This is a genomic window from Vreelandella salicampi (assembly GCF_013415105.1).
Taxonomy (GTDB): domain Bacteria; phylum Pseudomonadota; class Gammaproteobacteria; order Pseudomonadales; family Halomonadaceae; genus Vreelandella; species Vreelandella salicampi.
Map to the genome: position 1 here is coordinate 152,106 of NZ_JACCDF010000004.1, position 21,652 is coordinate 173,757.

Below are 21,652 nucleotides of genomic sequence, written 5' to 3' on the forward strand. Positions count from 1 at the left end.
TTACTTCATTAGCGCGATATTGCTTTTCAAGACGCCGCGTGACGCCCCTCGTTTTGTCGTGAAGCGGCACTGCCATCGCGCCGCTCGACAAAAAGGCTGTTGCCGGCGATCTTCTTTGCCTGATGCTTTAATGCCGACAGGTCGCTGGCGATATCCAGGGCTTCTAAACCGGCGTCGGCGGCTACCGGCTTGACCGCCACTGAGACGCTGAAAAAGGGGAAAAAACTCGCCGTTCCTTGGCGATTTTCGACCTTGATGCCGCCCTTCTCGCGGTCCACCACCTCGTAAAAGCTCGGCGCGATGGCTTCGACATGCGCTAAAATCTGGCGCGTCACATTTTCCCAGTGGGCAAGCGGTAACAGCAACATAAAGTCATCGCCGCCGATATGGCCGGTAAACCCGCCGGCACTCTCCACTTGAACCTGCAACAGCCGGGCAACCGAGATAATCACGTGATCGCCGCGAGCGTAGCCATAGGCATCGTTAAAGGCTTTAAAGTTATCCAGATCCACGTAGGCCGCTGCAAAGCCCTCCCCTGAGCTTAGGTAATCGTTTAGGGTGTCGTTGATCAAAATATTGCCGGGAAGCCCGGTCAGCGGATTGGCGTGGCGCGCTTGGCGGACCTGAATGGCGGTAATTTCGCGCAGCAGATCGACGATATTTCCCATCCCCAAATAGCCGCCGTTTTGCGTCACCACAAAATCTTCCTGCTCAATCTCGTGGCTGTCGGTTAGCCGCTGACTCAGCACTTCCAGCGGCATCTCCGCCTCGGCCACCAGCATGCGTTTATCGGCCACATCCATCACGCGGGTTTTGGCGTACAGCGCGTGACTAAAAGGATTGGTGAACAAGGCTAAAAAGCTACTGCGCCGGACAACCGCCAGCGGTTTACCGTCCTGGACTACCGCTACACAGCGAAGCTCGGGGTGGCAGCGAAAGCGCTCGGCAAGCTTGGGCACCGAACATTCAGGCGCCACGTCGGCTACCTGCCGACAAATCGTGCGCGCGTTGCGCCCGGCGATGACCTGAAGCGGTGCGGTACCCGGCAGCGGCATGGCGAGCTTAATCGGTGGCTCGCTTTTGGGGCGGGAAAAGTAAAAGCCCTGTAGCAGCGAGAGCCCCCGGTCGAGCTCCCACAGGCATAAATGCTCGGCGGCCGTTTCGACGCCTTCAGCAATCAGCTTGCAATCGAGGCTACGCGCAACCCCAATAATCGAGCGCAGAAACTCGCGCTTAGCGGGTTCTTGGTCGACGCCAGAGATAAAATGGCGATCCAGCTTGACGAAATCTGGCCGCAGCTCGGACCAGTGGCGCAAACTGGAATGGCCCGCACCTAAATCGTCCAAGGCAACGCGAAAACCCATGTCGCGGTAATGGTCCACTGCTTGGCGCATAAGTGCGTAGTCATGGATCGGCACGTGCTCGGTAAGCTCGATCACCACTCTTTCCGCGGGAATGCCTGCATCGTTAATAAAGCCAAGCGTCAGGCCCTCGCGAAAGTCGCGCTCGACGATGGTCAGCGGCATCACATTGAGAAAAAGAAAGCCGGGCAAATCCAACGCGGCGAAGCGATGAATCGCCAAACGGCGGCAGAGAATATCCAGCTCCACCAGCTTGCCCGCTTGAGTGGCCACCTCAAATAGCCGTAGCGGTGAATGCAGCGGCGAAGCCACCGGCCCGCGCACCAGCGCCTCGTAGCCGTAAATCGCCTGCTGACTGGTATCAACAATAGGCTGAAAAAGTACATCGAGCGCCTCATCGGCGATGATGCGCGTTAGCCACTGTGCTTCCTGAGCGGTCATACCTGCCATCACCTTGCGTCAGAATCCAACGCACAGCGTGCGTCATTATGGTGACAGTCACGTGACAACGCCGCTAAAACTGCTATTTCAAGTACCGCGATTCCAAGCTCCAGTGAAACGCTTACCGACTTGCCACCGGGGCACGCTTGTCGGGGTTGGTGCCGTGACGATCTTCCCAGCCAGCGACGCCCACCAAGGGCACAAAGCGCACTTGAGTAAGAGGCTCCTCGTGAAATTCATCGACCGAGACCCGCGTCACGCGGATCAGCGCCTGCTCGGTTTGCGTAGGCCCCACCGGAATTACCAGGCGCCCACCGACCGCTAACTGCTGCTTGAGCGACTCGGGCACCTCGGGGCCGCCAGCAGCCACTACGATGGCATCATAGGGCGCCTTTTCAGACCAGCCCAGAGTACCATCGGTATGAATCACCTCGACGTTATCGTAGCCAAGCACTTGGAGCACCTGGTGGGCGCTGTCGGCCAGCGTCTGGTAGCGCTCAAGCGTCACCACCTCTTCGCCGATTTCACCCAGCACGGCGGCAGCGTAGCCCGAGCCGGTACCTACCTCAAGAAGTCGGCCACCGCCGGTAAGCTGCAACGCATCCACCATGTGGGCCACGATGTAAGGCTGAGAGATGGACTGATGCTCGTTGATCGGCTGCGGCGCGTCTTCATAGGCAAAATCGCGCATGTCAGGCGGCAGAAAGGCCTCCCGCGGCACCTTGCCCATGGCATTGAGTACCACCGTTGAGGCGATGCCACGCCCGGCGATCTGGCGCTCCACCATCATTTGGCGACGGCGTGCATAAGCTCGCTGATCGCTTTCCTCTGCCATGTCGCTATCCTCGTGTCCGCTATTAATCTAAAAGGTAGTATACGCGGACCGAGAACCCCCAAATCGGTGATGTCGTGAATCAATAAGAGAGCACTCACAGACAGCACTCAGTCTGTTTTTGGCGGAGGAAACACCACGTCATCGCCACGGGCATCGAGCTGGCGAATATCCGTTGGGCGGCCCTGCTCGTCCAAGGTCACCAAGCCAATCCCGCTGGCATTCCACAGCCGTTCGCCCGCTTTAGCGCGGTCCGGGTCGCGCGGGTAGACGGCGAGCTTGCGCCGTTTGGTGAACCAGTTAAGCGGCGAGAAAGGCGCATAAAGCCAACGATTCAAACGGTCGAAAACATCCAACAGCGTATCGGGGAAGGTGTTTTTCACCCCGCTGGAGGTGATTTGCCAAAGCCTCGGCGAGTGCTGACGGTGGCGGACGATAATGTCGTAGGCAAACGAATAGTGAACATCGCCCGAGAGAATGACGTAGTTGCCCGGCGTTTTGGAGTGACGCCAAATGTGCAGGAGGACATTCGCCGCGCCACGGTGGGCCATCCAGTTTTCCGCATCCACGACCAGCGGTTTGCCCAACCAGGTAAATATCTTTTGCACGCCCTCGATCAGCTTCACCCCAAACATCGGCGCTGGCGAGACAATTACCGCACTCGGCGCGCCCAGTAGCGCCTGCTGCATTTCTATCAGCGCTTCCCAATCCATTAACCCCGAAGGGCGGTTGGGGCTTCTCTCGCTGCGCCAGCGGCGGGTGCGCGTATCCAGCACGATCAGCGCAGGCGTGCCGGGAAGGTGAAATTCCCAGCCTTGAAAGCGCTGCACGTCATCGATCAAGGCATCATGATCGCTCATGGGAAGCGCCCCCTGCGCCTGCTCAAGGCATTGGCGCACCTTCGCCACTAGCGGATTGAGCGTTTCCGGTGCGTTGCCCCAGCCCTGACAGAGCAAATAGGCCAGCAGTGCATTGCCGATAATGCGCTTAGAAAACGGATGGCCGTAGGCCGCGCGCTCCCAGTCCGCCGTGAGGTTCCAATCATCGGTCACGTCGTGATCGTCAAAAATCATCAGGGTGGGAAGGTGCGCCATCACCCGCGCACACTGCGGCAACCCTGCCACAAAGGCATCGATGATGGGCTGTTCCTGGCGATAGATAGCACTCTCCGCTGCATCCAGCGCCGGCATGTCAGGGGCGATGAGCTGCCAAGGCGTTGGCGACCAGACCAAACAGTACATCGCTAGCATTTCCGCCAGTGTCATCAAGTGATTATGCGCGTTAGCAGAGGTAAACACCGGCTTTTTTACCCCGCCGAAAAAGCGCTCACGCAGGGCGGTGTTGCTGGTCACATCGGGCAGCAGTGCTTCACGGTGGTAATACGTGTTGGTTGAACGATAAAGCGTCTGACTATCCTCAACCGTCGCCCCTTCAAGGTGCTCATCCACGAGGCCTAACCGGGCAATCAGCGCGTGTATCGCGCGCAACATCGGCCCTGCCACGTCATCCACGTAGACCTGGTCGCCGGTCATCAATAGCCATGCCGGGCGCTCGGTCGCTGCCGCGCCGCCCTGTTCTTCAAGCCAGGTATCCGCACGCACGAGGCCATCGGCGCTATCGTGGTGGGGCTTACGGCAGGAACCGTGCATCAGTTGATGGTGGCGCGAGGCAATCACCACGCTTGGCGACTCGGCTCCCGCATAACAAAGCCACGGCGCCCACTCGGCAATGCCCTGCTGCGTGCCGTTTGCTTGCGTGAGCAGCACGTCGTAGGGGATCGGCGTATCCATGGGAAGCGGCTGCGACAGCGGCAAGTCGATCAGATAAACGTAGGCATGCTCGCCGAGCGGCAAACACTGTGACGCCGCGTCTAGGCGATGACGCTGCGCCTCGCCTTCCGGCGGGGTTAACGTCAGTGTCAGCGAAACCCTGCGCGAGGCCACCAGCCACATCACCCAGCGGGTAGGCGTGATACGCCGCAGCAGCGGGCCAGCGAGGATGTCCGGCAGCGGGGCTGTCTCTGTCGCGGCTGACGCATTTGAGTGCATAGCTTTTCCTTCTGCTCGGGCCACAATCTGAGTTGATTGAACCACGAATCCACTAGGCGGTTGAAAGCCGAGGTGTTAACGATTTCAAACGGCCGACATGTTACCTTGACCGTCAATGAAGACACGCAACGATGCCATGTGACAGAAGGAGTCTTCTTGAAAACCGAGATTGCTCAATGGCCGTCGCATGGCCATACGGTCGGCCTGGAAAACGTAGCCACTGAGATGGAACATCCTGCCCTGCGGGATATCGCCTGGCTGCTCCACACCCCTGATATCGTCGTGCTACCCGATATTTCTGGCCGGCCCAGCTTAAAAGCGCTTGGGTGGGCAGATGCGCACGCACTCACCCGCTGGCTAGCGCGCCAGCGTCAGGGCGTCGAGTCGTTTTCTTGGCGCGCGCTGCGCCATTCACGGATGGGGCATTACCACGAGCGGCTGTGGCACTACGTGCTCGACCATGCGCCCGATACGCGATTGCTGGCGACCAACGTGCGTGTTTTCCAGCGGCGCAACACCCTGGGCGAGCTGGATATCCTCTACCGTACCTGCTTTGATCCCGCCCCCATTCACTTGGAAGTGGCGATCAAGTTCTACCTGGGGCTGCCCGATGGCCCGGGAGAAGAGGCGAGTCTAAGCCGCTGGATCGGGCCGGGCGGGTTGGATAGTTTGGCGCTTAAATGTCGGCACATTGCTCGTCACCAACTGCCCATCGCACGTACGCCGCCTGCTCGCAAAACGTTGGCGCACTGGCTCGCGCCGCGTGACAGCGGTGAATCCCTGCCGCCTATTCGCTCGCAGCTCGCGCTGCCCGGTGTCCTCTTTTATCCTTGGCACGCTAGGCTTTCACCCCCTAGAGGGGCAATGACGGCGCATCGGCGTGGTCTTTGGTGCTACTTACAGGATTGGCCGACACTGGCTGCCGGTTTTCCGTCCGATACGCTTGCCGCGTGGTTGGAAAAGCCGCATTGGCTCGCACCGCCAGCGCTAGCAAGCTTTCAGCCGTTACATGACGCCATCTCGCCGATTCTCGACCGCGTGATGGCCTACAGTACCCCACAGCAGGTGATGGTTTACCACCCCCACAACGGCCAGACCCAGCGTATCTTCATCGTGCCCAGCGGTTGGCCGCGCCAGATTCCCTTGCCGCCGCGCTAGCGTTAAACAACCGTCTGATCATACCACGACCAAGTTATCGCGATGGATTAGCTCGGGAGCTTCCATGTAGCCCAGGATGGCTTCAATTTGATGGCTCGGCTGGCCTGCGAGCTGGCGCGCCTCTTCAGCGCCGTAGTTCACCAGGCCTTTTGCCACCAGCGCGCCTTGCTCGTCCACGCAGGTCACCATATCGCCACGGCGGAAGCCACCCTGCACCTCACACACGCCCACGGCCAAGAGGCTTGAGCCTTTATCGCGCAGGACTTTAACCGCCCCGGCATCAAGGGTGAGCGTACCGCGCACCTGTAGCTGACCGGCCAGCCAGCGCTTACGCGCCGCGATTGGCGCCTGTTCAGGCCGCAAGAGCGTGCCCAGCCGCTCGCCTGCCATTAACCGGGTGAGTACTTCAGGCTGGCGGCCGCTGGCGATCACCGTCACCGCACCGGAGCGCGCGGCTAACTGCGCCGCGCGCACTTTAGTGCTCATACCGCCACGGCCCAGCGCACCGCCGGTACCGGCTACCGCCGCCAAGCGTGGGTCATCAGCGTGCCCGTCGGTGATCAGCTTCGCATCCGGGGTGTGACGTGGGTCGGCGTCAAACAGCCCTTCCTGGTCGGTCAGCAGGAATAGCGCATCGGCTTCGAGCAGATTGGCCACCAATGCGCCGAGGGTGTCGTTATCGCCAAAGCGAATCTCGTCGGTGACCACGGTGTCGTTTTCATTGATCACCGGCACCACGCGCATCTCCACCAGCGTACGCAACGCCGAGAGCGCGTTGAGGTAGCGCTTGCGATTGGAGAGGTCATCGTGAGTCAGCAGCACTTGTGCGGTGAGCATGCCGTGGCGGGCAAAGTGCTGCTCATAGCACTGGGTCAGCCCGTTCTGGCCGACCGCAGCAGCGGCTTGCAATTCGTGTACGGCGCTGGGGCGCACTTGCCACCCCAAGCGCACCATACCAGCGGCTACCGCACCGGAGGAGACCAGCACGACCTCAATATCGCGCTGATGCAGCGCGGCGATCTGATCAACCCAACGGCCAATCGCGGCGTCATCCAGCCCACGGCCATCATTGGTTAACAGCGCGCTGCCGATTTTGACCACCACACGCCGCGCGCCGCTTAGCGCTTCGCGACCGAGTGCCTGCTCGCTCACATCACCTCTCCATCCATCGCTAACGCCGTCATTAAGGGGCGTACTCCACTTCGACGTCGTAATCATCGTCGTCGAAGTCATCATCATCTTCATCGCGGGGCTTACGTTTGCGCCCCAGCCGCGCTTCGGTGCGTGCCACCGACTCGTCTTCCATGCGTCGACGCATCTCTTGCTCGTGGGCGTGCGCCTCTTCGTCTTCGTTCTCCAGGCGCTGCTGTTCGGTCAACCAACGGTGGGCTGACTGTACCAGAGCATCGGTGCCCTCGTTGCTGATAGCCGAAATACGAAATATCGGGCCTTCCCAGTTCAGCGCGTCGATAATCGCCTGAGCACGGGCCTCACGTTCCTCTTCCGGCAGCAGATCGAACTTGTTCAGCACCAGCCAGCGCGGGCGCTCGGCAAGTGCGGGAGAAAATTCCCCCAGCTCGTGGACGATGGCTTTGGCAGCGTCTACCGGGTTGGATTCGTCGAAAGGCGCCACATCGACCACGTGGAGCAATAGGCGCGTGCGGGTCAAGTGCTTCAAAAAGCGCAGCCCCAACCCGGCACCATCGGAGGCGCCTTCGATCAAGCCCGGCACATCGGCCATCACGAAGTGCTCGTGCAGCCCAAGCTTGACCACACCAAGGTTGGGTACCAAGGTCGTAAAGGGGTAGTTGGCGACCTTGGGCTTGGCCGCCGAGACCGAGCGAATCAGCGTCGATTTGCCCGCATTCGGCATACCGAGCAGACCGACATCGGCCATCACCTTCATTTCCAGGCGCAAGTTGCGGCGATCACCCTCGGTGCCCGGCGTGGTGCGCCGCGGCGCCCGATTGGTCGACGACTTAAAGTGAATATTGCCTAAACCGCGACGCCCCCCATCCGCCACGAGCACGACCTGACCAATCTCGGTCACATCGGCGATGACTTCGAGCGTGTCCTCGTCGATCACCGTCGTACCCACTGGGACTTTCACGTGCAGGTCTTCACCTGCCTTGCCACTCATCTGGCGCCCCATGCCCCCCTGGCCATTTTCAGCCTTATAGAAGCGCTGGTATTTGAAATCGATCAGCGTATTGAGCGCATCGTCACCAATCAGATAAACGCTGCCGCCGTGCCCGCCGTCGCCGCCATCCGGGCCGCCTTTAGGCACATACTTTTCGCGGCGAAAGCTCAGACAACCGTTGCCGCCTTTACCGGCCTCAACGATGATGGAAGCTTCATCGACAAACTGCATGGAATCTTCTCCTGGCCGCTTCCGCCGCCGATAACAACAAAACGTCTATGTGGTGCATGAAAACGTTGTACGCTAAAACACGCCCTACAGACAAAAAAGCCCCGCCATAGCGGGGCTTTTCTTTGTTCGCCGCGAATCTGCTTAGGCAGAAACGATGCTGACGAACTTACGGTTTTTCGGGCCTTTGGTTTCGAACTTCACCAACCCTTCGTCAAGCGCGAAGAGGGTGTGGTCTTTACCAATGCCAACGCCAGTGCCCGCGTGGAACTTGGTGCCGCGCTGACGCACGATGATGTTGCCCGGGGTAGCCGCTTGGCCGCCGAACAGTTTCACACCAAGGCGTTTGGATTCGGAATCGCGACCGTTACGCGTGGAGCCGGCTGCCTTTTTATGTGCCATTGCAAAATCCTCCTACTGGGGAATCAACCGCTTATGCGGAAATTCCGGTAATTTTGACTTCGGTGAACCACTGACGGTGGCCCTGACGCTTCATGCTGTGCTTACGACGACGGAACTTGATGATAGTCACTTTATCACCACGACCGTGATCGACGATTTCCGCCGATACTTTAGCGCCATCGACAAGCGGTGCGCCAACGGTAACATCATCGTCGTTACCGACTAACAGCACTTCATCAAACTCAATCGTTTCGCCGGTGGCGACTTCGATTTTTTCAAGCTTGAGCGTCTGACCTTCTTCAACGCGGTACTGCTTACCACCGCTTTTGATTACTGCGAACATGTCTCTCTCCAGGACGGATCACTGTTGCCATACTACCGCGTTAACGGCAATGACGGCGCTCATCGGCTTGGCTCTTGGTCGACCTGCGGCGAGTGGCGCCCCTTTCGGCAGCCATCTGACAGGGAGCATGATGAGCGGGTCGCGGATTATAGCGAGTTTGGCCTACTACCACAACCTCTTCACCCGCTCTCATCGTTATTATCCAAGCCTAACAAGGGTCCATTGGCAAGCAAACCCGTTCGCGTGTACCACGTAGCGCCTCGCGTTCGGCTTCACGGGTGGCGTTACCGGTGGCGTCAATGCGGCGCAACACCTGCCCATTTCCCGATACGCTGCCTTTCACCACGCGGGCATAGGCAACCTTTGGTGCCACTCGGCTAATCTCTACATCGGCTTGCCATGTTTCACGTGCGCCAAGGCGTTCCCCGTGATACGGATCTTTATAGGCTTTCCCGATATCGTAAACGGCCCAGCGCTGCCCCTGCCTTACCATGCCTTGGCCTTGGTTAAGCACCAGTTGCTCTGGCTCGCTTTCGACCACGCGCAGAGGGTAAATGACATTTAAGGCCTGAAACGTCAGCTCATCGCCCAAACGGTCATAAACCTGTTGCGAGAACCCGCCACCATTGGGTGCGTCAATGCCTAATGCGGCCAGATCTGTCGTGAGCGTATGGCTCCACATCACCTGCCCCGTAGCGGGAATGACAACGCGCGCTTCTAAGGTCGCAACGCCTTCCCCTTGTTGCGAACGCTCGCCGGTAATCGGGTTACTAACCTCTTTCATCGACATATCCAGCTCCGTCAGGCGCGCTGTCAGCAGATAATCGGCGCCTAGCTCGCGTCCGAGCATGGCTTTCTGGGCCAGCCCAGCACGGCCTGAGGCGACGAAGCGCTGCTCAGCCGTCATTGCCGTGCGCATGTCACGGTCCAGCACGTTAAAGCGCCGCGAACTGACCAGGGCTCTCACCAGCGACTGGGTTATCCGGCGTGATACCTCGCTCGGGCTTAGCGATTGCCCACTGAGCCGCAACGCGGTTGCATCCATTTCCACCGGATACACCGCTAGCCGGCGCCGATTCGACTGCGCGCCGCTGCCGGGCACACGGTAAACGGGTAGATTGACCTCCAACTGCGCCCGCTGTCCGCCGCCGGCGGCGGGGGAAACGCTGACCACGCGATAGCCGCTGATGAGGCCACGGCTTTCTACCTGGGTAGCACTGGACGTTTCCTGTTGATAGGTCACGGACGCTTCGCGCCCGCTGCTATCGCGTACCGACAACCGTTCCATCGAGCGGCGCAGCTCGCGGCTAGCGTCAACGTGCCCGCCGTGCACCTGACGCACTGCCTCACCCAGGGCGTTGAAAATGGCTTCTTCACGATTGGCGCCGGTGCCTTCCGCATTAACGGTGCGTGTTTGTACACCGGCAAACGCCGAAACACTGACACCACTCAGCACCAGCCACCCTAGCAGTAGCAGAAACAAAGAACGCATCACCACTCTCCAAAGGCGCCGGTGGAGCGTGAACTTTCAGGTACTCCGCCGGAATCCGAGCGTCCACCTGTGGTCGCTGTACCACTCTCTGGCACCGTCTCGGGCACGAGACCTTGCGCCTTTGCCGAGGTAGCGGGAGACCAGTACTTCACATAGCCAAGATAAGGGTGCCCGGTCGTGGGGTCAGTCGCACTCCACTGGCCGATGGTCTGTACGCCCTGCAAGTGCGCCTGCGATTCCGAACGCAGCACGTTATTCACCATTCGCCCCACCGCCGAGGAACTAAACTCCCGCGCGGTACCGTCGGCCCGTGTCTCGCGCACCCGCTCCTGCAGCTTGCGCCGAGCGCTCTCTTTCTGCCCTTGCACCGTCATGGTCGCGAATTGCGCCAGCCAGCCGTCTGCCATCAATTGTGCGCTTGAGCGTGCCGCTTCAAGCTCAGCGCTGATTTCAAACTCATCCATCGCACCACGCACCAATGATGGCGCACCGGTACCAAATGCCATCAACCCATAACGCCCTTGGCTATCGGCGATCGGCTGTACGCCAAAGTAGCCCAGCATCGGCTCACCGGCCTCGATTTGAGACTGCAGGCGCTGCTGAATCTGTTCCACGGGGATTGCCTGACCGGGAGCGACATCGCCAGTACGCAGCTGACGCCCAAACTCACTAAACCGGTCAGACTTGACCACGACGACGCTGACGCGACCGTTATTAACGGGACCGTCACCGCCGACTTCCTCGATCACCCCAAAAATCCCGATGCCAGAAAGCTCTCCCATCGCCTGCCACGTGGTTTCCGTGACAAATTCATCAAATAGCAGCTGTTCGCGCTCGGCGATATTAAGCTGCGGCAGGCCGCTAACATCGCCGCCAAGTTCTTCGATGACACGATTAAGGGTCTGCACCGACGCCTCCGCCAAGCGACTCGACAACGCGTCACCCAAGGCTTTAAGGCTGGTGGTATCCTCCACTTCCTGCGGCAGGCCGTTTTGCATAAAGCGATCTGCCATGCGCTTACCAACGTTGACCGAATCCTGGGCGACCAGCTCCCCCATCGCCTGCAGAAACGCCTCTTCGGTCGCAATCAACCGCGCTTGGCTAAAATCGATGCTGGTGGGGTCAGCGGCGATATCCTGACTGGTTACCACCAAGGTGCCACCGGCGGGATTGTTGGGTGACTCCCCCTGAACCCATCCCCTTTCATTCAGAAAGGCCTGGATTTTTTCATCACTTCTTGACACTTCGTCTATCGCCATGAACGGCGAAGGCGGCGTACTGGCCGCATTTTCCTGCGACTCGCGCGCCTGATCGGCGACATCCTGCGCCCAAGCCACCGATAGCGGCAGCATCCAACACGTTAAGGCAACACACTGTATGACACGTTTCATAAGACTTCCTTTTCCTTACCAGCTTACCGAGGCATCCGAACCGCGTTTAATCACCTGGGTTTCGTCTTCCCAAAGAGCAAGACCGGTTGCAAGATCGGTCAACGACAGCTGCACATAGTATTCAACCTGCTGATCGCCGCCCACTTGGCGGTTACGCTGCAGGATTTTGCCCGACAGACTTAAATCCGGCGCTTGCAGCGTGCCTTTGCGCTGCACACCGCGCTGATCGAACTCCTCTGAATCACGCAGCGATCTGGCCAGCATGTTCATTTGATCTTCAGCACCATCAATGCCTACGGCCGTTGTGGTCACGACACGCCCGGAGCGTAGCAAATCTACCCGGATCTTCTTGACCAGCTGGTCGGTATCTAAGCGCTGCATGGTGTCATTGATGATACGGCTGACCACCATCACGTAACGCCCGCCATTGGGGTTTTCGACGGCACCACTTGCCAGCATGGAATCCACGGATGCGGTCGCGGCGCGCTCGAAATCGCGATAGTCGAGCGACATGCTAACCTCACCCTGATCATTCTCCGGATCGACATAGTGCGCTGGTGTGGCACAGCCACTTAAGGTCAGCATCAACGCCGCGAACATCACTAAATACTTCATTACGTCATTTCCTTATTTCGAATACACGTTTTTACTACACGATGACAGGCAGCGCGGTGTCGCGCTGCCTATGGTTTTGGTAGTGCCGTTATGAAAGGTGCTTATCGACTAGCCACGGCGGGCGTTGCACCCAGCGTAAACTGCGCGCCGGTATGCTCACCCTGTAGGTCAATCACGGAAACCTGCGCCGGGCCTTGCTGACTCGGGCGTTTGATGTATACCAGGGTGTAAGGCCAGTCTGGCAAAGAAACTTCTCCCAGCGGGCCAGCTTGCGTGCTCAACGTCAAAGCGCCGGAGGCAGGGCGATCAAAGCGGGTCGCTTCCCAGTGATCCGGTGTCGCCTGCCAGCTGCGCAAATCCGCACGCGTGGTAGACGCGGCAAATAGCGCTGACCCTAGCTGCCCAACCGCGCCTAATTCATCGGCTGCCGATTTTTGGATCAACGCCTTAACTGCGGCAGAAGCGACAGCTCTGCCAAGCACCGCTGGAAAACGCGACTGCATTTCAGTATTCACGACCTTACCCATGGGCGAGAAGGCCTCCAGGGTAAACTGGCTTCCGTCCGCATTAATCGAAAGGGCATCCCGATTAGCGGCGCGGTCGCTGTAGCGCGGCAGTGCGATACCGGTATAGGCAGGTACCGAAGTATTGCCGTGGAAGAGCAACAGTGGAATATCAAAACGCGTTTCTTTAGCCACCGGTCCTAACCCATTTTCATACAGCACCCAAACCTGTGGGGCGAGATCTTGCCTGGACTGACGACCGGACGAGAGGGCGTCGGCAAGCTCGGCATCTTGGCGCAGAATAGTGTTGTCCGGGGCCATTTCAGCCACGCGCGAAAGTGAAACGCTGGCTTTATCCAAATCGCCGCTATCCCGGCTTGCAAGGAAAAAGAGGCCGTGAAGATAAGTGGAAGCTGGAACGATGAATTCCGAATAGACATTCCACTGAGCCGTATTGCCATAATGCTCGGAAACACTCTGCTGTAGCGCATCGCTTTCCAGGCTCTTGCTTATTGAGGCCTGCTCTGTGCCGTCGCCGTCTTTCAATGCCGCCTGCTGCGCGGCGATTTCGTCAGCAAATGATTCGACTGCTCGCCGAGTGCGATCATCGGCACGATTAAACTCGATGCGGGCGAGGTCCCGCTGCCCTTGGTGCAGGAATGACAACCCTTTATAGGTATTGACCAGAATGGTCTCAGAAAGCATCGGGGTATAATCACGCTCTGCATCATTGACCAGAACGGACATCCCACCCTCAAGAAGATTGGAAGCCAAGCCGGTGGTGTCATCGAGCTTCATGCCAACTTCGGCTTCATCGTACAGCGCAATCGCTTCATCATGCGCTCCGAGCATACGCTTGGCTTCCGCCTGGTGGAGCACTTCAAGAAGACGTTTGTCTTCTACTTTCTTCAAGCCGCCAAGCCCAGGTTTGGGCCTCATGGATTCTATTGCCGCGTTGTAATCACCCAGTACCCAGGAAGTGTTGAAGGCTTCCATCTGGCTACGCTGCTGGTAGGAAGAACAGCCAGCCAACGCCGACACGGCTGCTGCAAGCGCAACGGCCTTTACTACTCCTTTCATCATGTTCCCTTATATGTCCCTGATAGGCACCCGAGCCTTAACGTCAAGCACCCAATGTCTATATTGCCCTTCTCCAGAAGGACATCCTTGTGTTCATCCATGTTATCCGTGGTCAAGTCCCGATTGTTATCGTGCCAGGCTGTGACCAAAGGGAGCTTAGCATGCCTTCAACGTATTGCCATTCTGCAAAAGCGAACCTAGGTCAAAAGAAGGACTATTTGGCATCCCCGCAGGGCTTAATCTTGACGCCCAACAGGCGGCCCCATAGCATGACATCAACTTTATCAGGCGGCCTTGCCGTCTCCACCTGCCGCGATGAACGGATTAATGACTGCAAACGCCTCTTCAACCCCACCTGTCAGCACCTCACCTTTACCGCTGCATGCCGTGGTGGCGGATGACTTTAACGCCGTTAACCGCACCATTGTCGAGCAGCTCAACTCTAGAGTGCCGCTGGTCGCCACCATCAGCCAGTACATCATTGAAAGCGGCGGCAAACGCCTACGCCCGCTTCTTGTGCTACTTGCCGCGCGCGCGCTCGGCTATGACGGTGACAAGCACATCGCCCTGGCAACCCTGATCGAGTTCATGCATACCTCAACGCTTTTGCACGACGACGTGGTGGATGAGTCACACCTGCGCCGCGGCAAACAAACCGCCAACGACAGCTGGGGCAATGCACCGTCTGTATTAGTGGGCGATTTTCTTTACTCGCGCTCCTTTCAAATGATGGTTGATGTCGGCTCCATGCGCATTATGGCGATTCTTTCGGCCGCCACCTGCGTCATTGCCGAAGGCGAAGTGCAACAACTGACCAATATCGGCAACCCGGATATCTCTGAGGCGGACTACTTTGAGACCATCCAAGGCAAAACCGCAATGCTGTTCGAGGCGTCTTCCCACAGCGGCGCCGTACTGGCCGAGGCTTCCCCCGAGCAGGAACGCGCCCTGCAGTATTACGGGCGCTATTTAGGCCTGGCGTTCCAGCTAATCGATGACCTACTCGACTACCAAGGCGACGCCAACGCCATGGGCAAAAACGTGGGTGACGACCTCACCGAAGGCAAGCCGACGCTACCGCTAATTCACGCCATGGAAAAAGGCACTCCCGAGCAAGCCAAGCTGATTCGCCAGGCCATTCGCAAAGGCGGGCTAGAGCAACTTGATGCGGTAATGGATATCGTTAACGCCACCGGTGCTTTAACCTATACCCGCGCCCGCGCCGAAGAAATGGCCGATAAAGCCCTCGCCCAACTCGACGCCTTGCCGGCAAGCCCCTATCGCGACACAATGGCAAAACTTGCCCGCCTCGCGGTTGAGCGTAAAACGTAAATCGCGTTTTCAGGGTTGCATGCTGGCCTCTTTCACGTATAATTTGTCCGCGTTGAAGGGCGATGCCCTGAAACAAATAACGGAATATAGCTCAGCTTGGTAGAGCGCTGCCTTCGGGAGGCAGAGGTCGTAGGTTCGAATCCTGCTATTCCGACCAAAAAGATTATTAAAAACGGCCACTTAGCTAATACAGCAAGTGGCCGTTTTTTGTTGAGCTATTTATTAGGTGCCAAATAGGTTCTGCGCGTGAGGACTAATGCTTATCACTGCCCCGCGCACCAGAGTTAATCAGCAATCTTCAATAAATAGATATTTCCACTGAACACATAATCGCTCAGCATCTCAATGAGTCGTAAACATCAAAACAGTTCGAAGGCAGAATATGCTGTAAGGTACGTACACCACGTTAGCTATGTAAGATGTGGCCGGTCGGATCGTTCACGAACTCCACTAATATCTAAAAAATTGATAACCCGTGGTTATGTAGATCGGGCTTTCAAGAATTCAATAACAAGCTATTCTGACTACTTATTCTTACATTGTCGGGTTCAGGCTGCCACGTCGCTTCTCTGCTTCACTGGCTGTAAGCCACTGAATATCTGGTACGGACTTATCCATTTGAATGATGCCGCTGAGGGTATCCGTAACGCCATGGCTGGCACGGTAGCGAATCAAGACATCCAATAGCTCCATGAGCATGTATGTAAAGTCGCTGTCCTTGAGTAACGAATGATCTTCGTCTTCAAACTGCCAGGTTGCGCCGCCTACTCTGCCCTCCTCCTCGTCGGCAAAGAATATGATATTGCCTGAGACCGATGTGTCAGGGAGCAGTTGCTCAGTCAGCTGTGTCAGGCGATGTTGAGCAAAGGATGAGTCGTACTTCATGGCGCATAGCCTCTCGCATTGTTTAGGCGTCGCTGTTTTCCATCAGCGATTTAGCTTCTTTAACCAGGGTCACCTGGTGATCCACCATCTGACCGATGATGGCCTGCCGCTTCTCTTCATCCATCAGGTCGAGCACTGGTCCATTGAATTTATCAAAATTAAGAATGATCGGCTCCTGGCTGGGGGATGGGTTGTAGTAATAGCAAGCTAGCCAGTCGGTTTCCTTGTCGGCCATCGCATTACCATCGCCCAGCATCGCCTTTTTTTCAGGCCGTATTACTGGTGACCCTGACGTACCTTCGATACGCAGCCCGTAGTGAATGGCATTATAGATGTGAACATACAGGCAGAGAGTTTCACCGTTCACGGTACCAACTGGGAGCTTGATGCCCACACGTTTGCCACCTCGGCTGTCATCAAAATAGTTCTGGGAAATTTCTCTCAGGTCTTTACCGCCATAAACAGCCGGCGCTCCACCAAACGCATGAGTCAACGCGAAAGAGAGTTCCTCCCAGAACCGAAGCATCACCGCTGCTTTTGCCTTGGGGAGCGCCTTTTCTAGCGCCAACGCTGTTTCCAGGTCATCACGGTTGTTGGCGAGTTTGTCTGCGATAAGCGCTGTCATAGAGGTTCCGGCTCCGGTGATATTTTCGAGCAGACGCTGGTACTGGATAAGCGCGTAGGACAATTCCGGTTTGTGGATACTGAAGCTTGCGCAATTGTCGATCCACTGGCGGATATCTTTCTCGAAAGAAAGGCAATGTACATTCTCTTGCTCAAGGTCTTTAAGGCTGTAGGCGGAGGGCGCCTTGGCATCCAGCGTGAGATAGACAAGCACCGCCTTTTTCCGGTTTTTAGCCCGATGTTTGAGCTCTGTGTAATAGTCGTGCAGCTGCGCCTTCTGGTCACCGGCGTCAATCTTCACTTCAATGCCGATAATTAGATCTGGCGACTCCACCACGATATCCACACGTCGCTGGTCTTCGGTGGCGAGCTCTCTGGTTACGTTGGCACGCTCACTTACATCGTATGAAAGGCCCAGGATGTCGTTAACAAATGCATTTAGAAACCTGGCGCCCTCACCGTGCCGCCCGGTGGGGCTCAGCAACTCAGCGAGATATCGTGAGTGAGTGCGGTTTTCATCGCGCTGAAGGCCCAGGATCGCGAAGATATTGAAACGCTCACCGTCCCTATTGGCATTTTCTCTGCAAGTCTCGACCAGCTCGGCCAAGCGGCGAAAGCTGTCTGTCAGTTCGGCTTCGTCTTGCGATGCAGCAAGATGACTCATTCAGCTTTTCCTTACGGTAGTGAGTTACGAACTACACACTCACCGCGTGAACATCACGCGGTTGTCTGCTTGCGAGTTTTCTTTGCCGGTTTTGACGCTGCTTTCTCAGCTTTAATACGCTCCAGCAACGCCTCCGCGCTGTTGTCGCCGCTGATCAGCTCCGGGTTGTCCTTGCGCCATTGCTCGGTGAGTTCGCCTCGAAAGGCTTTTGCGAGGATGGACTGGGTGAGGTTATTGACGCGGCCCAGAGCGTTGTTGACCTGTTGTTCGATGCGGTCGGCGTGTGCGAAAAGTTGGTCTACTCGGCGGACGATTTCGGTTTGTTCTTCATAAAGAGGCTTCGGAATCGGGATTTCGAGCAGTGCTTTTTGGCCGATGTTACGCATTGACATTTGATTGCCGGTGGAGCGGTCTTGGATTTCCTTACGTCCGGTCATTGAACGAAGGAAGATGTTAACCCAAGCTTTGTCCTCATCGTCCATGTTCAAGCGAAGTACCTTATCGCTGAGCATCAGATTCTTTGTAACCTTCTGCACAATCACTGGATTACCAAGTAGATCAATTGTATTGGCTCTTGATATTAAGAAATCACCAACCTTTATTCTCCGAGATTCCAAGAACAGATTTTTTTCGGGGAGAGTCTTACTTTGCTCCTCGTCATATGTGCCCCAAGTCACAGCGCTGATCTTGATGATTCCGAATTCGTTCTCGCCGGGCGGAGTTTCAATACACTTCAGGTTTTTCCCGGCTTCAATGTTTTGAACGAGGTTCCTAAGGCTGATGTTCGCCCATCCAGTGAGCTCACTCATGCTTCGCCACTCCTCCGTCAACCGCCCACTCATCGCCGCAGCCAGCACCGACTGGCGGAAGCGTTTGAGGATTTGCGGGATGCGTTCGAGGCGGGCTTTGGTGTTTTCCACCTGGGCCAGCAGGGTGTCGAGTTTGTCGGCGATGGCTTTTTGTTCGGCAGCAGGCGGCAACGCTACTGGAAACGCTTCTACAAATGCTCGTGGGACTCGGCGGAGTCCCACGGCCCCCGTCATGCTCTCTGCACCCTGCTGCATAAAGGACTGACTTTTGATGGTCGCAAAAATCAGGGTTGGTGAGATCTCTTTGCTGGTTGGCCTAAGGACATAAAATTCCGAACTTCCAGCCCCGATCCCGCCCGGCATGTCACGCACAATCGCAGCTTTACCGTTCTCGAAACACGGAGTCACTTTGGCGAATATGATGTCGCCATCAGCAAAATTGGTATAGGACTTTTTAATTTTTCCCCACAGCTTCTCCTCGTGCTGCAAGATGCCGTGATAATCGGTCGGAGCCAGTGCCATGGGAACAAATCCAGCCACTTGATCAGCACTGGCATCATTCTTCGGATTTAGTACAACAACATCTACCAGCGAACATCGTGCCCAACTTTCTGGAGTGTGATTTATTTCCTTCACGACTCACCCTCTAGTTCTGTGACCAATGCTTCCAGTTCACCTAGCGCAGCTTTCAGTTCTCCCATCGCCTCGCCCGCTAACACATTTGGCTCTGGTAGATTGGCAGCGTCCACACTGTCACTATCTTTGAGCCAAGAGATATCCAACGAGTCGCCTTTGTGCTCGGCAATCCACTCGCGACTGAAGCAGCGCCAGCGGCTATGGATCATGCGTTCATCTACGCCTTGGTTCTCATCAGTGGCTTTGGTGGCTTCCGGCAGTTCGATCTTGTCAGAATGAAAGCTCCATTCACCCTCCTGGCGGTCGCTTTGGCCGATAGCGTTATTTCCGAAAACTGTCTCGAAGGGCTTTAAGTGCTGCTCGCCAAACGGTGTGCGCTTGCCAAAGCTGGGCATGTTGATGCGCAGATCGTAAACCCAGACGTTTTCGGTGCAGTTTTCTTCTTGGTGCTTATCCGTTGCGCTGCCTTTGGTGAAGAACAGAACGTTGGTTTTCACACCCTGGGCGTAGAAGATGCCAGTGGGCAGGCGCAGGATGGTGTGCAGGTTGCACTTGTGCATCAGGTCCCGGCGTACCTCGGTGCCTACGCCGGCTTCAAACAGCACGTTATCCGGCAGTACTACGGCGGCGCGGCCACCGGGTTTGAGATTGCGGTAGATGTGCTGCAGGAAGGCCAGCTGTTTGTTGCTGGTTTTATAGGTGAGGTCGTCGCGGGTGATGCTGGCGTCGCCACCTTTGCTGGTACCAAAGGGCGGATTGGCGAGAATAACGTCAGCCTTTTCCAGGCCCGCTCCGGTCTGACCAAGCGCGTTGCCCAAGTGCACTACGCCTTCATCGTCGCCTTCCATGCCGTGAAGCAGGCAGTTCATCAACGCTAGGCGACGGGTGCCGGGCACAAGTTCGATGCCGACAAAAGCGCGGCTTTTTTGAAAGGCCTGCTGCTGGGCGTTTAGATCGAACAGGTCGTCGGTGTGATCCTTGATGTACTGATCCGCAGCGATGAGAAAGCCCGCCGTGCCCGCTGCCGGGTCCTGAACCTTCTCGCCGGGCTGGGGTTTCAGGCAGCGCACCATGGTGTTGATCAACTCGCGGGGCGTGAAATACTGGCCTGCGCCAGACTTGGTTTCATTAGCGTTCTTTTCTAGCAGGCCTTCGTAGAGATCCCCAAGGCCGTCGCTCTGAGCGCTAAACCAGTCGATCTGATCAAGCGCGACCACCATTTGTCGTAAGTGACTAGGCTCACTCAGGCGGGTTTGCGCATCGGCGTAAATGGCGCTAATTAGTGGGTCAGTGTGTACCAGTTTGCCGTTGGCGTCGCGGCCTGTGGATAAGCAAAACAGAATGCGCTTGTAATCATTGAGCAGGTTAACGCCGTCTTTACTGTTCAGGTCTGTCCAGCGGCAGCCTTCCGGCAGTGGGTGGTTCTTCAGGGTGCCGGCTTCGGTGTTTTCGTCGACCATTTTGATGAACAGCAGCAGCACCAGCTCGGTGACATAGTCCGAGTAATTGATGCCGTCATCGCGCAGTACATCACACAGATTCCAGAGTTTTTGGACGATGTCGTTATTGGTCATGGGTACTTCCGAGTAGTGTTAGGCGCGCTCAAGGAATAGCGCCATCAGCGGTGTATTGATGTAGAAGTTGCTACGGCCGACCTTGGTTTTGTCCAGCAGGCCAATGCTGACCAGCTCATCCAGGTATTTGGTAGCGGTGATACGGCTGACGGCAAGATCCTCCATCACGAATTCGATTTTCGTATATGGGTGATTGAACAGGTTGTTCAGCAGTTCCTGCCGGTAAATTTTGGGGCATTCATCACGCATCCGGTGTTTGGTATATTGCATCAACTCGCGGATTTGACCAATCAGGTCAATGGTTTGCTGAGCGGTCTGGCTGATACCTTCCAGCATATAGAGCAGCCACGGCTCCCAGTTCCCGGTATCGCGCACTGCCTGTAATTGCCGGTAGTAATCGGCTTTGGTCTGGATCAGATAGCGGCTGAAGTACAGCACGGGCAAGTCGAGCAGGTCTTGAGCGACCAGATACAGCATGTTGATGATACGCCCGGTCCGGCCGTTGCCATCATAGAACGGGTGAACACTTTCAAACTGATGATGGATGATGGCCATTTTTACCAACGGGTCTGCATCGCACAGCTCGTCATCGTTGATGTAAGCCACCAGGTTGCTCATCAACGCTTCGATGTCCTGGGCGGACTGGGGCGGCTCATAGACGACCTCCCCAGTGGCCTGATTCTTCAATGCGGTCCCCGGTAGCTTCCGGAAACCGGCGTTGTTGTGTTCGAGCGTCTCCTGAATCAGGAGAATATCGTTAAGCCGGATCAGCCGCGACTGCCGAACGCTGCGGAACCCGGCTCGCAGGGCGGTTGCGTAATCCTGAACCTCTTTGGTTTGCGGTGAGACGCTGGCCGCGTCCGCCACGACAGCGCGATACAGATCATCCTGGGTAGTGATGATATTTTCGATTTCAGAGCTGTGCCGGGCTTCTTGCAAGGTCAGCGTGTTGATCAAGATTTCTTCATTGGGAATGGTCGCGGCTACGCCTTTCAGCTCTGCCAGGTAACGATGTGCCTCCGCCGCTTTTTTCAGCACGGAGCGCGTTTCCCACTTTTCGATGTGTTCAAGGGGTAGCGTTGGCAGCACGGAGC

18 protein-coding genes and 1 tRNA gene are annotated in these 21,652 nt (G+C 56.9%); 3 read left to right on the top strand and 16 right to left on the bottom strand.

Going from position 1 to position 21,652, the window contains the following annotated elements; genetic code table 11:
* Positions 1-26: 26 nt before the first annotated feature.
* The 3 genes from HZS81_RS06905 to HZS81_RS06915 all read right to left on the bottom strand — a co-directional run bounded on the left by HZS81_RS06905 (position 27) and on the right by HZS81_RS06915 (position 4,682).
* Positions 27-1,802, bottom strand: coding sequence for a bifunctional diguanylate cyclase/phosphodiesterase (locus HZS81_RS06905; RefSeq protein WP_179929822.1), 1,776 nt, complete (start codon positions 1,800-1,802; stop codon positions 27-29).
* 121 nt (positions 1,803-1,923) lie between these two features.
* On the bottom strand, positions 1,924-2,637 hold the full coding sequence (locus HZS81_RS06910; RefSeq protein ID WP_179929823.1) for a protein-L-isoaspartate(D-aspartate) O-methyltransferase: 714 nt from the start codon (positions 2,635-2,637) through the stop codon (positions 1,924-1,926).
* A 107-nt stretch (positions 2,638-2,744) separates the two neighbouring features.
* Positions 2,745-4,682, bottom strand: a complete 1,938-nt coding sequence (locus HZS81_RS06915) for a metallophosphoesterase family protein (RefSeq protein WP_179929824.1) — start codon at positions 4,680-4,682, stop codon at positions 2,745-2,747.
* Between the two features lie 156 nt (positions 4,683-4,838).
* Here HZS81_RS06915 and HZS81_RS06920 point away from each other — a divergent pair, with 156 nt between their 5' ends.
* Positions 4,839-5,840 (top strand): DUF1853 family protein, encoded by a 1,002-nt coding sequence (locus tag HZS81_RS06920; protein WP_241697404.1) that lies wholly within the window; start codon positions 4,839-4,841, stop codon positions 5,838-5,840.
* A gap of 18 nt (positions 5,841-5,858) precedes the next feature.
* On the opposite strand, the gene proB is transcribed toward HZS81_RS06920, so the two are convergent.
* The 8 genes from proB to HZS81_RS06960 form a co-directional block, all read right to left on the bottom strand.
* Positions 5,859-6,992: a glutamate 5-kinase gene (gene proB / locus HZS81_RS06925; RefSeq protein ID WP_179929825.1), complete on the bottom strand. Its 1,134-nt coding sequence runs from the start codon at positions 6,990-6,992 to the stop codon at positions 5,859-5,861.
* Positions 6,993-7,023: 31 nt separating this feature from the next.
* Positions 7,024-8,211, bottom strand: a complete 1,188-nt coding sequence (gene cgtA / locus HZS81_RS06930) for an Obg family GTPase CgtA (RefSeq protein ID WP_179929826.1) — start codon at positions 8,209-8,211, stop codon at positions 7,024-7,026.
* 141 nt (positions 8,212-8,352) lie between these two features.
* Positions 8,353-8,610, bottom strand: coding sequence for a 50S ribosomal protein L27 (gene rpmA, locus HZS81_RS06935; protein WP_179929827.1), 258 nt, complete (start codon positions 8,608-8,610; stop codon positions 8,353-8,355).
* A gap of 31 nt (positions 8,611-8,641) precedes the next feature.
* Entirely contained in the window at positions 8,642-8,953 is a 312-nt protein-coding gene (gene rplU, locus HZS81_RS06940; RefSeq protein WP_179929828.1) for a 50S ribosomal protein L21, read from the bottom strand.
* A 208-nt stretch (positions 8,954-9,161) separates the two neighbouring features.
* Complete coding sequence (locus tag HZS81_RS06945) at positions 9,162-10,445, bottom strand: CsgG/HfaB family protein (RefSeq protein WP_179929829.1); 1,284 nt, start codon at positions 10,443-10,445, stop codon at positions 9,162-9,164.
* Complete coding sequence (locus HZS81_RS06950) at positions 10,445-11,836, bottom strand: DUF6844 domain-containing protein (RefSeq protein WP_179929830.1); 1,392 nt, start codon at positions 11,834-11,836, stop codon at positions 10,445-10,447. The genes HZS81_RS06945 and HZS81_RS06950 overlap by 1 nt, the downstream gene beginning before the upstream one ends.
* A 15-nt stretch (positions 11,837-11,851) precedes the next feature.
* Positions 11,852-12,451, bottom strand: coding sequence for a penicillin-binding protein activator LpoB (lpoB, locus tag HZS81_RS06955; RefSeq protein ID WP_179929831.1), 600 nt, complete (start codon positions 12,449-12,451; stop codon positions 11,852-11,854).
* Positions 12,452-12,552: 101 nt separating this feature from the next.
* Positions 12,553-14,037 carry a COG3014 family protein gene (locus HZS81_RS06960; protein ID WP_206679541.1) on the bottom strand — a complete coding sequence of 495 codons (1,485 nt, stop codon included), beginning with the start codon at positions 14,035-14,037 and terminating at the stop codon, positions 12,553-12,555.
* 324 nt (positions 14,038-14,361) lie between these two features.
* Here HZS81_RS06960 and ispB point away from each other — a divergent pair, with 324 nt between their 5' ends.
* Positions 14,362-15,366: an octaprenyl diphosphate synthase gene (gene ispB, locus HZS81_RS06965; RefSeq protein WP_179929832.1), complete on the top strand. Its 1,005-nt coding sequence runs from the start codon at positions 14,362-14,364 to the stop codon at positions 15,364-15,366.
* A gap of 80 nt (positions 15,367-15,446) precedes the next feature.
* Positions 15,447-15,523 (top strand) — tRNA-Pro (locus HZS81_RS06970).
* A gap of 377 nt (positions 15,524-15,900) precedes the next feature.
* On the opposite strand, the gene HZS81_RS06975 is transcribed toward HZS81_RS06970, so the two are convergent.
* The 5 genes from HZS81_RS06975 to HZS81_RS06995 are packed head-to-tail and all read right to left on the bottom strand — an operon-like array spanning position 15,901 to position 21,596.
* Positions 15,901-16,251: a hypothetical protein gene (locus HZS81_RS06975; protein ID WP_179929833.1), complete on the bottom strand. Its 351-nt coding sequence runs from the start codon at positions 16,249-16,251 to the stop codon at positions 15,901-15,903.
* A 22-nt stretch (positions 16,252-16,273) separates the two neighbouring features.
* A complete protein-coding gene (locus tag HZS81_RS06980) occupies positions 16,274-17,539 on the bottom strand; it encodes a PDDEXK-like family protein (RefSeq protein WP_179929834.1) in 1,266 nt (421 codons plus the stop codon).
* Positions 17,540-17,592: 53 nt separating this feature from the next.
* Positions 17,593-18,984, bottom strand: coding sequence for a restriction endonuclease subunit S (locus HZS81_RS18210; protein ID WP_206679542.1), 1,392 nt, complete (start codon positions 18,982-18,984; stop codon positions 17,593-17,595).
* Positions 18,981-20,558, bottom strand: a complete 1,578-nt coding sequence (locus tag HZS81_RS06990; protein ID WP_179929835.1) for a class I SAM-dependent DNA methyltransferase — start codon at positions 20,556-20,558, stop codon at positions 18,981-18,983. Before HZS81_RS06990 ends, HZS81_RS18210 begins: the two co-directional genes overlap by 4 nt.
* Positions 20,559-20,576: 18 nt before the next feature.
* Positions 20,577-21,596, bottom strand: coding sequence for a Fic family protein (locus HZS81_RS06995; protein ID WP_338401824.1), 1,020 nt, complete (start codon positions 21,594-21,596; stop codon positions 20,577-20,579).
* Positions 21,597-21,652: the final 56 nt, after the last annotated feature.

Coding starts and splice junctions, on each gene's coding strand:
- HZS81_RS06975 (WP_179929833.1), bottom strand. CDS start 16,251: ATGAAGTACGACTCATCCTTTGCTCAACATCGCCTGACACAGCTGACT.
- cgtA (WP_179929826.1), bottom strand. CDS start 8,211: ATGCAGTTTGTCGATGAAGCTTCCATCATCGTTGAGGCCGGTAAAGGC.
- lpoB (WP_179929831.1), bottom strand. CDS start 12,451: ATGAAGTATTTAGTGATGTTCGCGGCGTTGATGCTGACCTTAAGTGGC.
- HZS81_RS06990 (WP_179929835.1), bottom strand. CDS start 20,558: ATGACCAATAACGACATCGTCCAAAAACTCTGGAATCTGTGTGATGTA.
- HZS81_RS06950 (WP_179929830.1), bottom strand. CDS start 11,836: ATGAAACGTGTCATACAGTGTGTTGCCTTAACGTGTTGGATGCTGCCG.
- HZS81_RS06960 (WP_206679541.1), bottom strand. CDS start 14,037: ATGATGAAAGGAGTAGTAAAGGCCGTTGCGCTTGCAGCAGCCGTGTCG.
- HZS81_RS06910 (WP_179929823.1), bottom strand. CDS start 2,637: ATGGCAGAGGAAAGCGATCAGCGAGCTTATGCACGCCGTCGCCAAATG.
- ispB (WP_179929832.1), top strand. CDS start 14,362: ATGACTGCAAACGCCTCTTCAACCCCACCTGTCAGCACCTCACCTTTA.
- HZS81_RS06915 (WP_179929824.1), bottom strand. CDS start 4,682: ATGCACTCAAATGCGTCAGCCGCGACAGAGACAGCCCCGCTGCCGGAC.
- rpmA (WP_179929827.1), bottom strand. CDS start 8,610: ATGGCACATAAAAAGGCAGCCGGCTCCACGCGTAACGGTCGCGATTCC.
- HZS81_RS06945 (WP_179929829.1), bottom strand. CDS start 10,445: ATGCGTTCTTTGTTTCTGCTACTGCTAGGGTGGCTGGTGCTGAGTGGT.
- HZS81_RS06905 (WP_179929822.1), bottom strand. CDS start 1,802: ATGACCGCTCAGGAAGCACAGTGGCTAACGCGCATCATCGCCGATGAG.
- rplU (WP_179929828.1), bottom strand. CDS start 8,953: ATGTTCGCAGTAATCAAAAGCGGTGGTAAGCAGTACCGCGTTGAAGAA.
- HZS81_RS06980 (WP_179929834.1), bottom strand. CDS start 17,539: ATGAGTCATCTTGCTGCATCGCAAGACGAAGCCGAACTGACAGACAGC.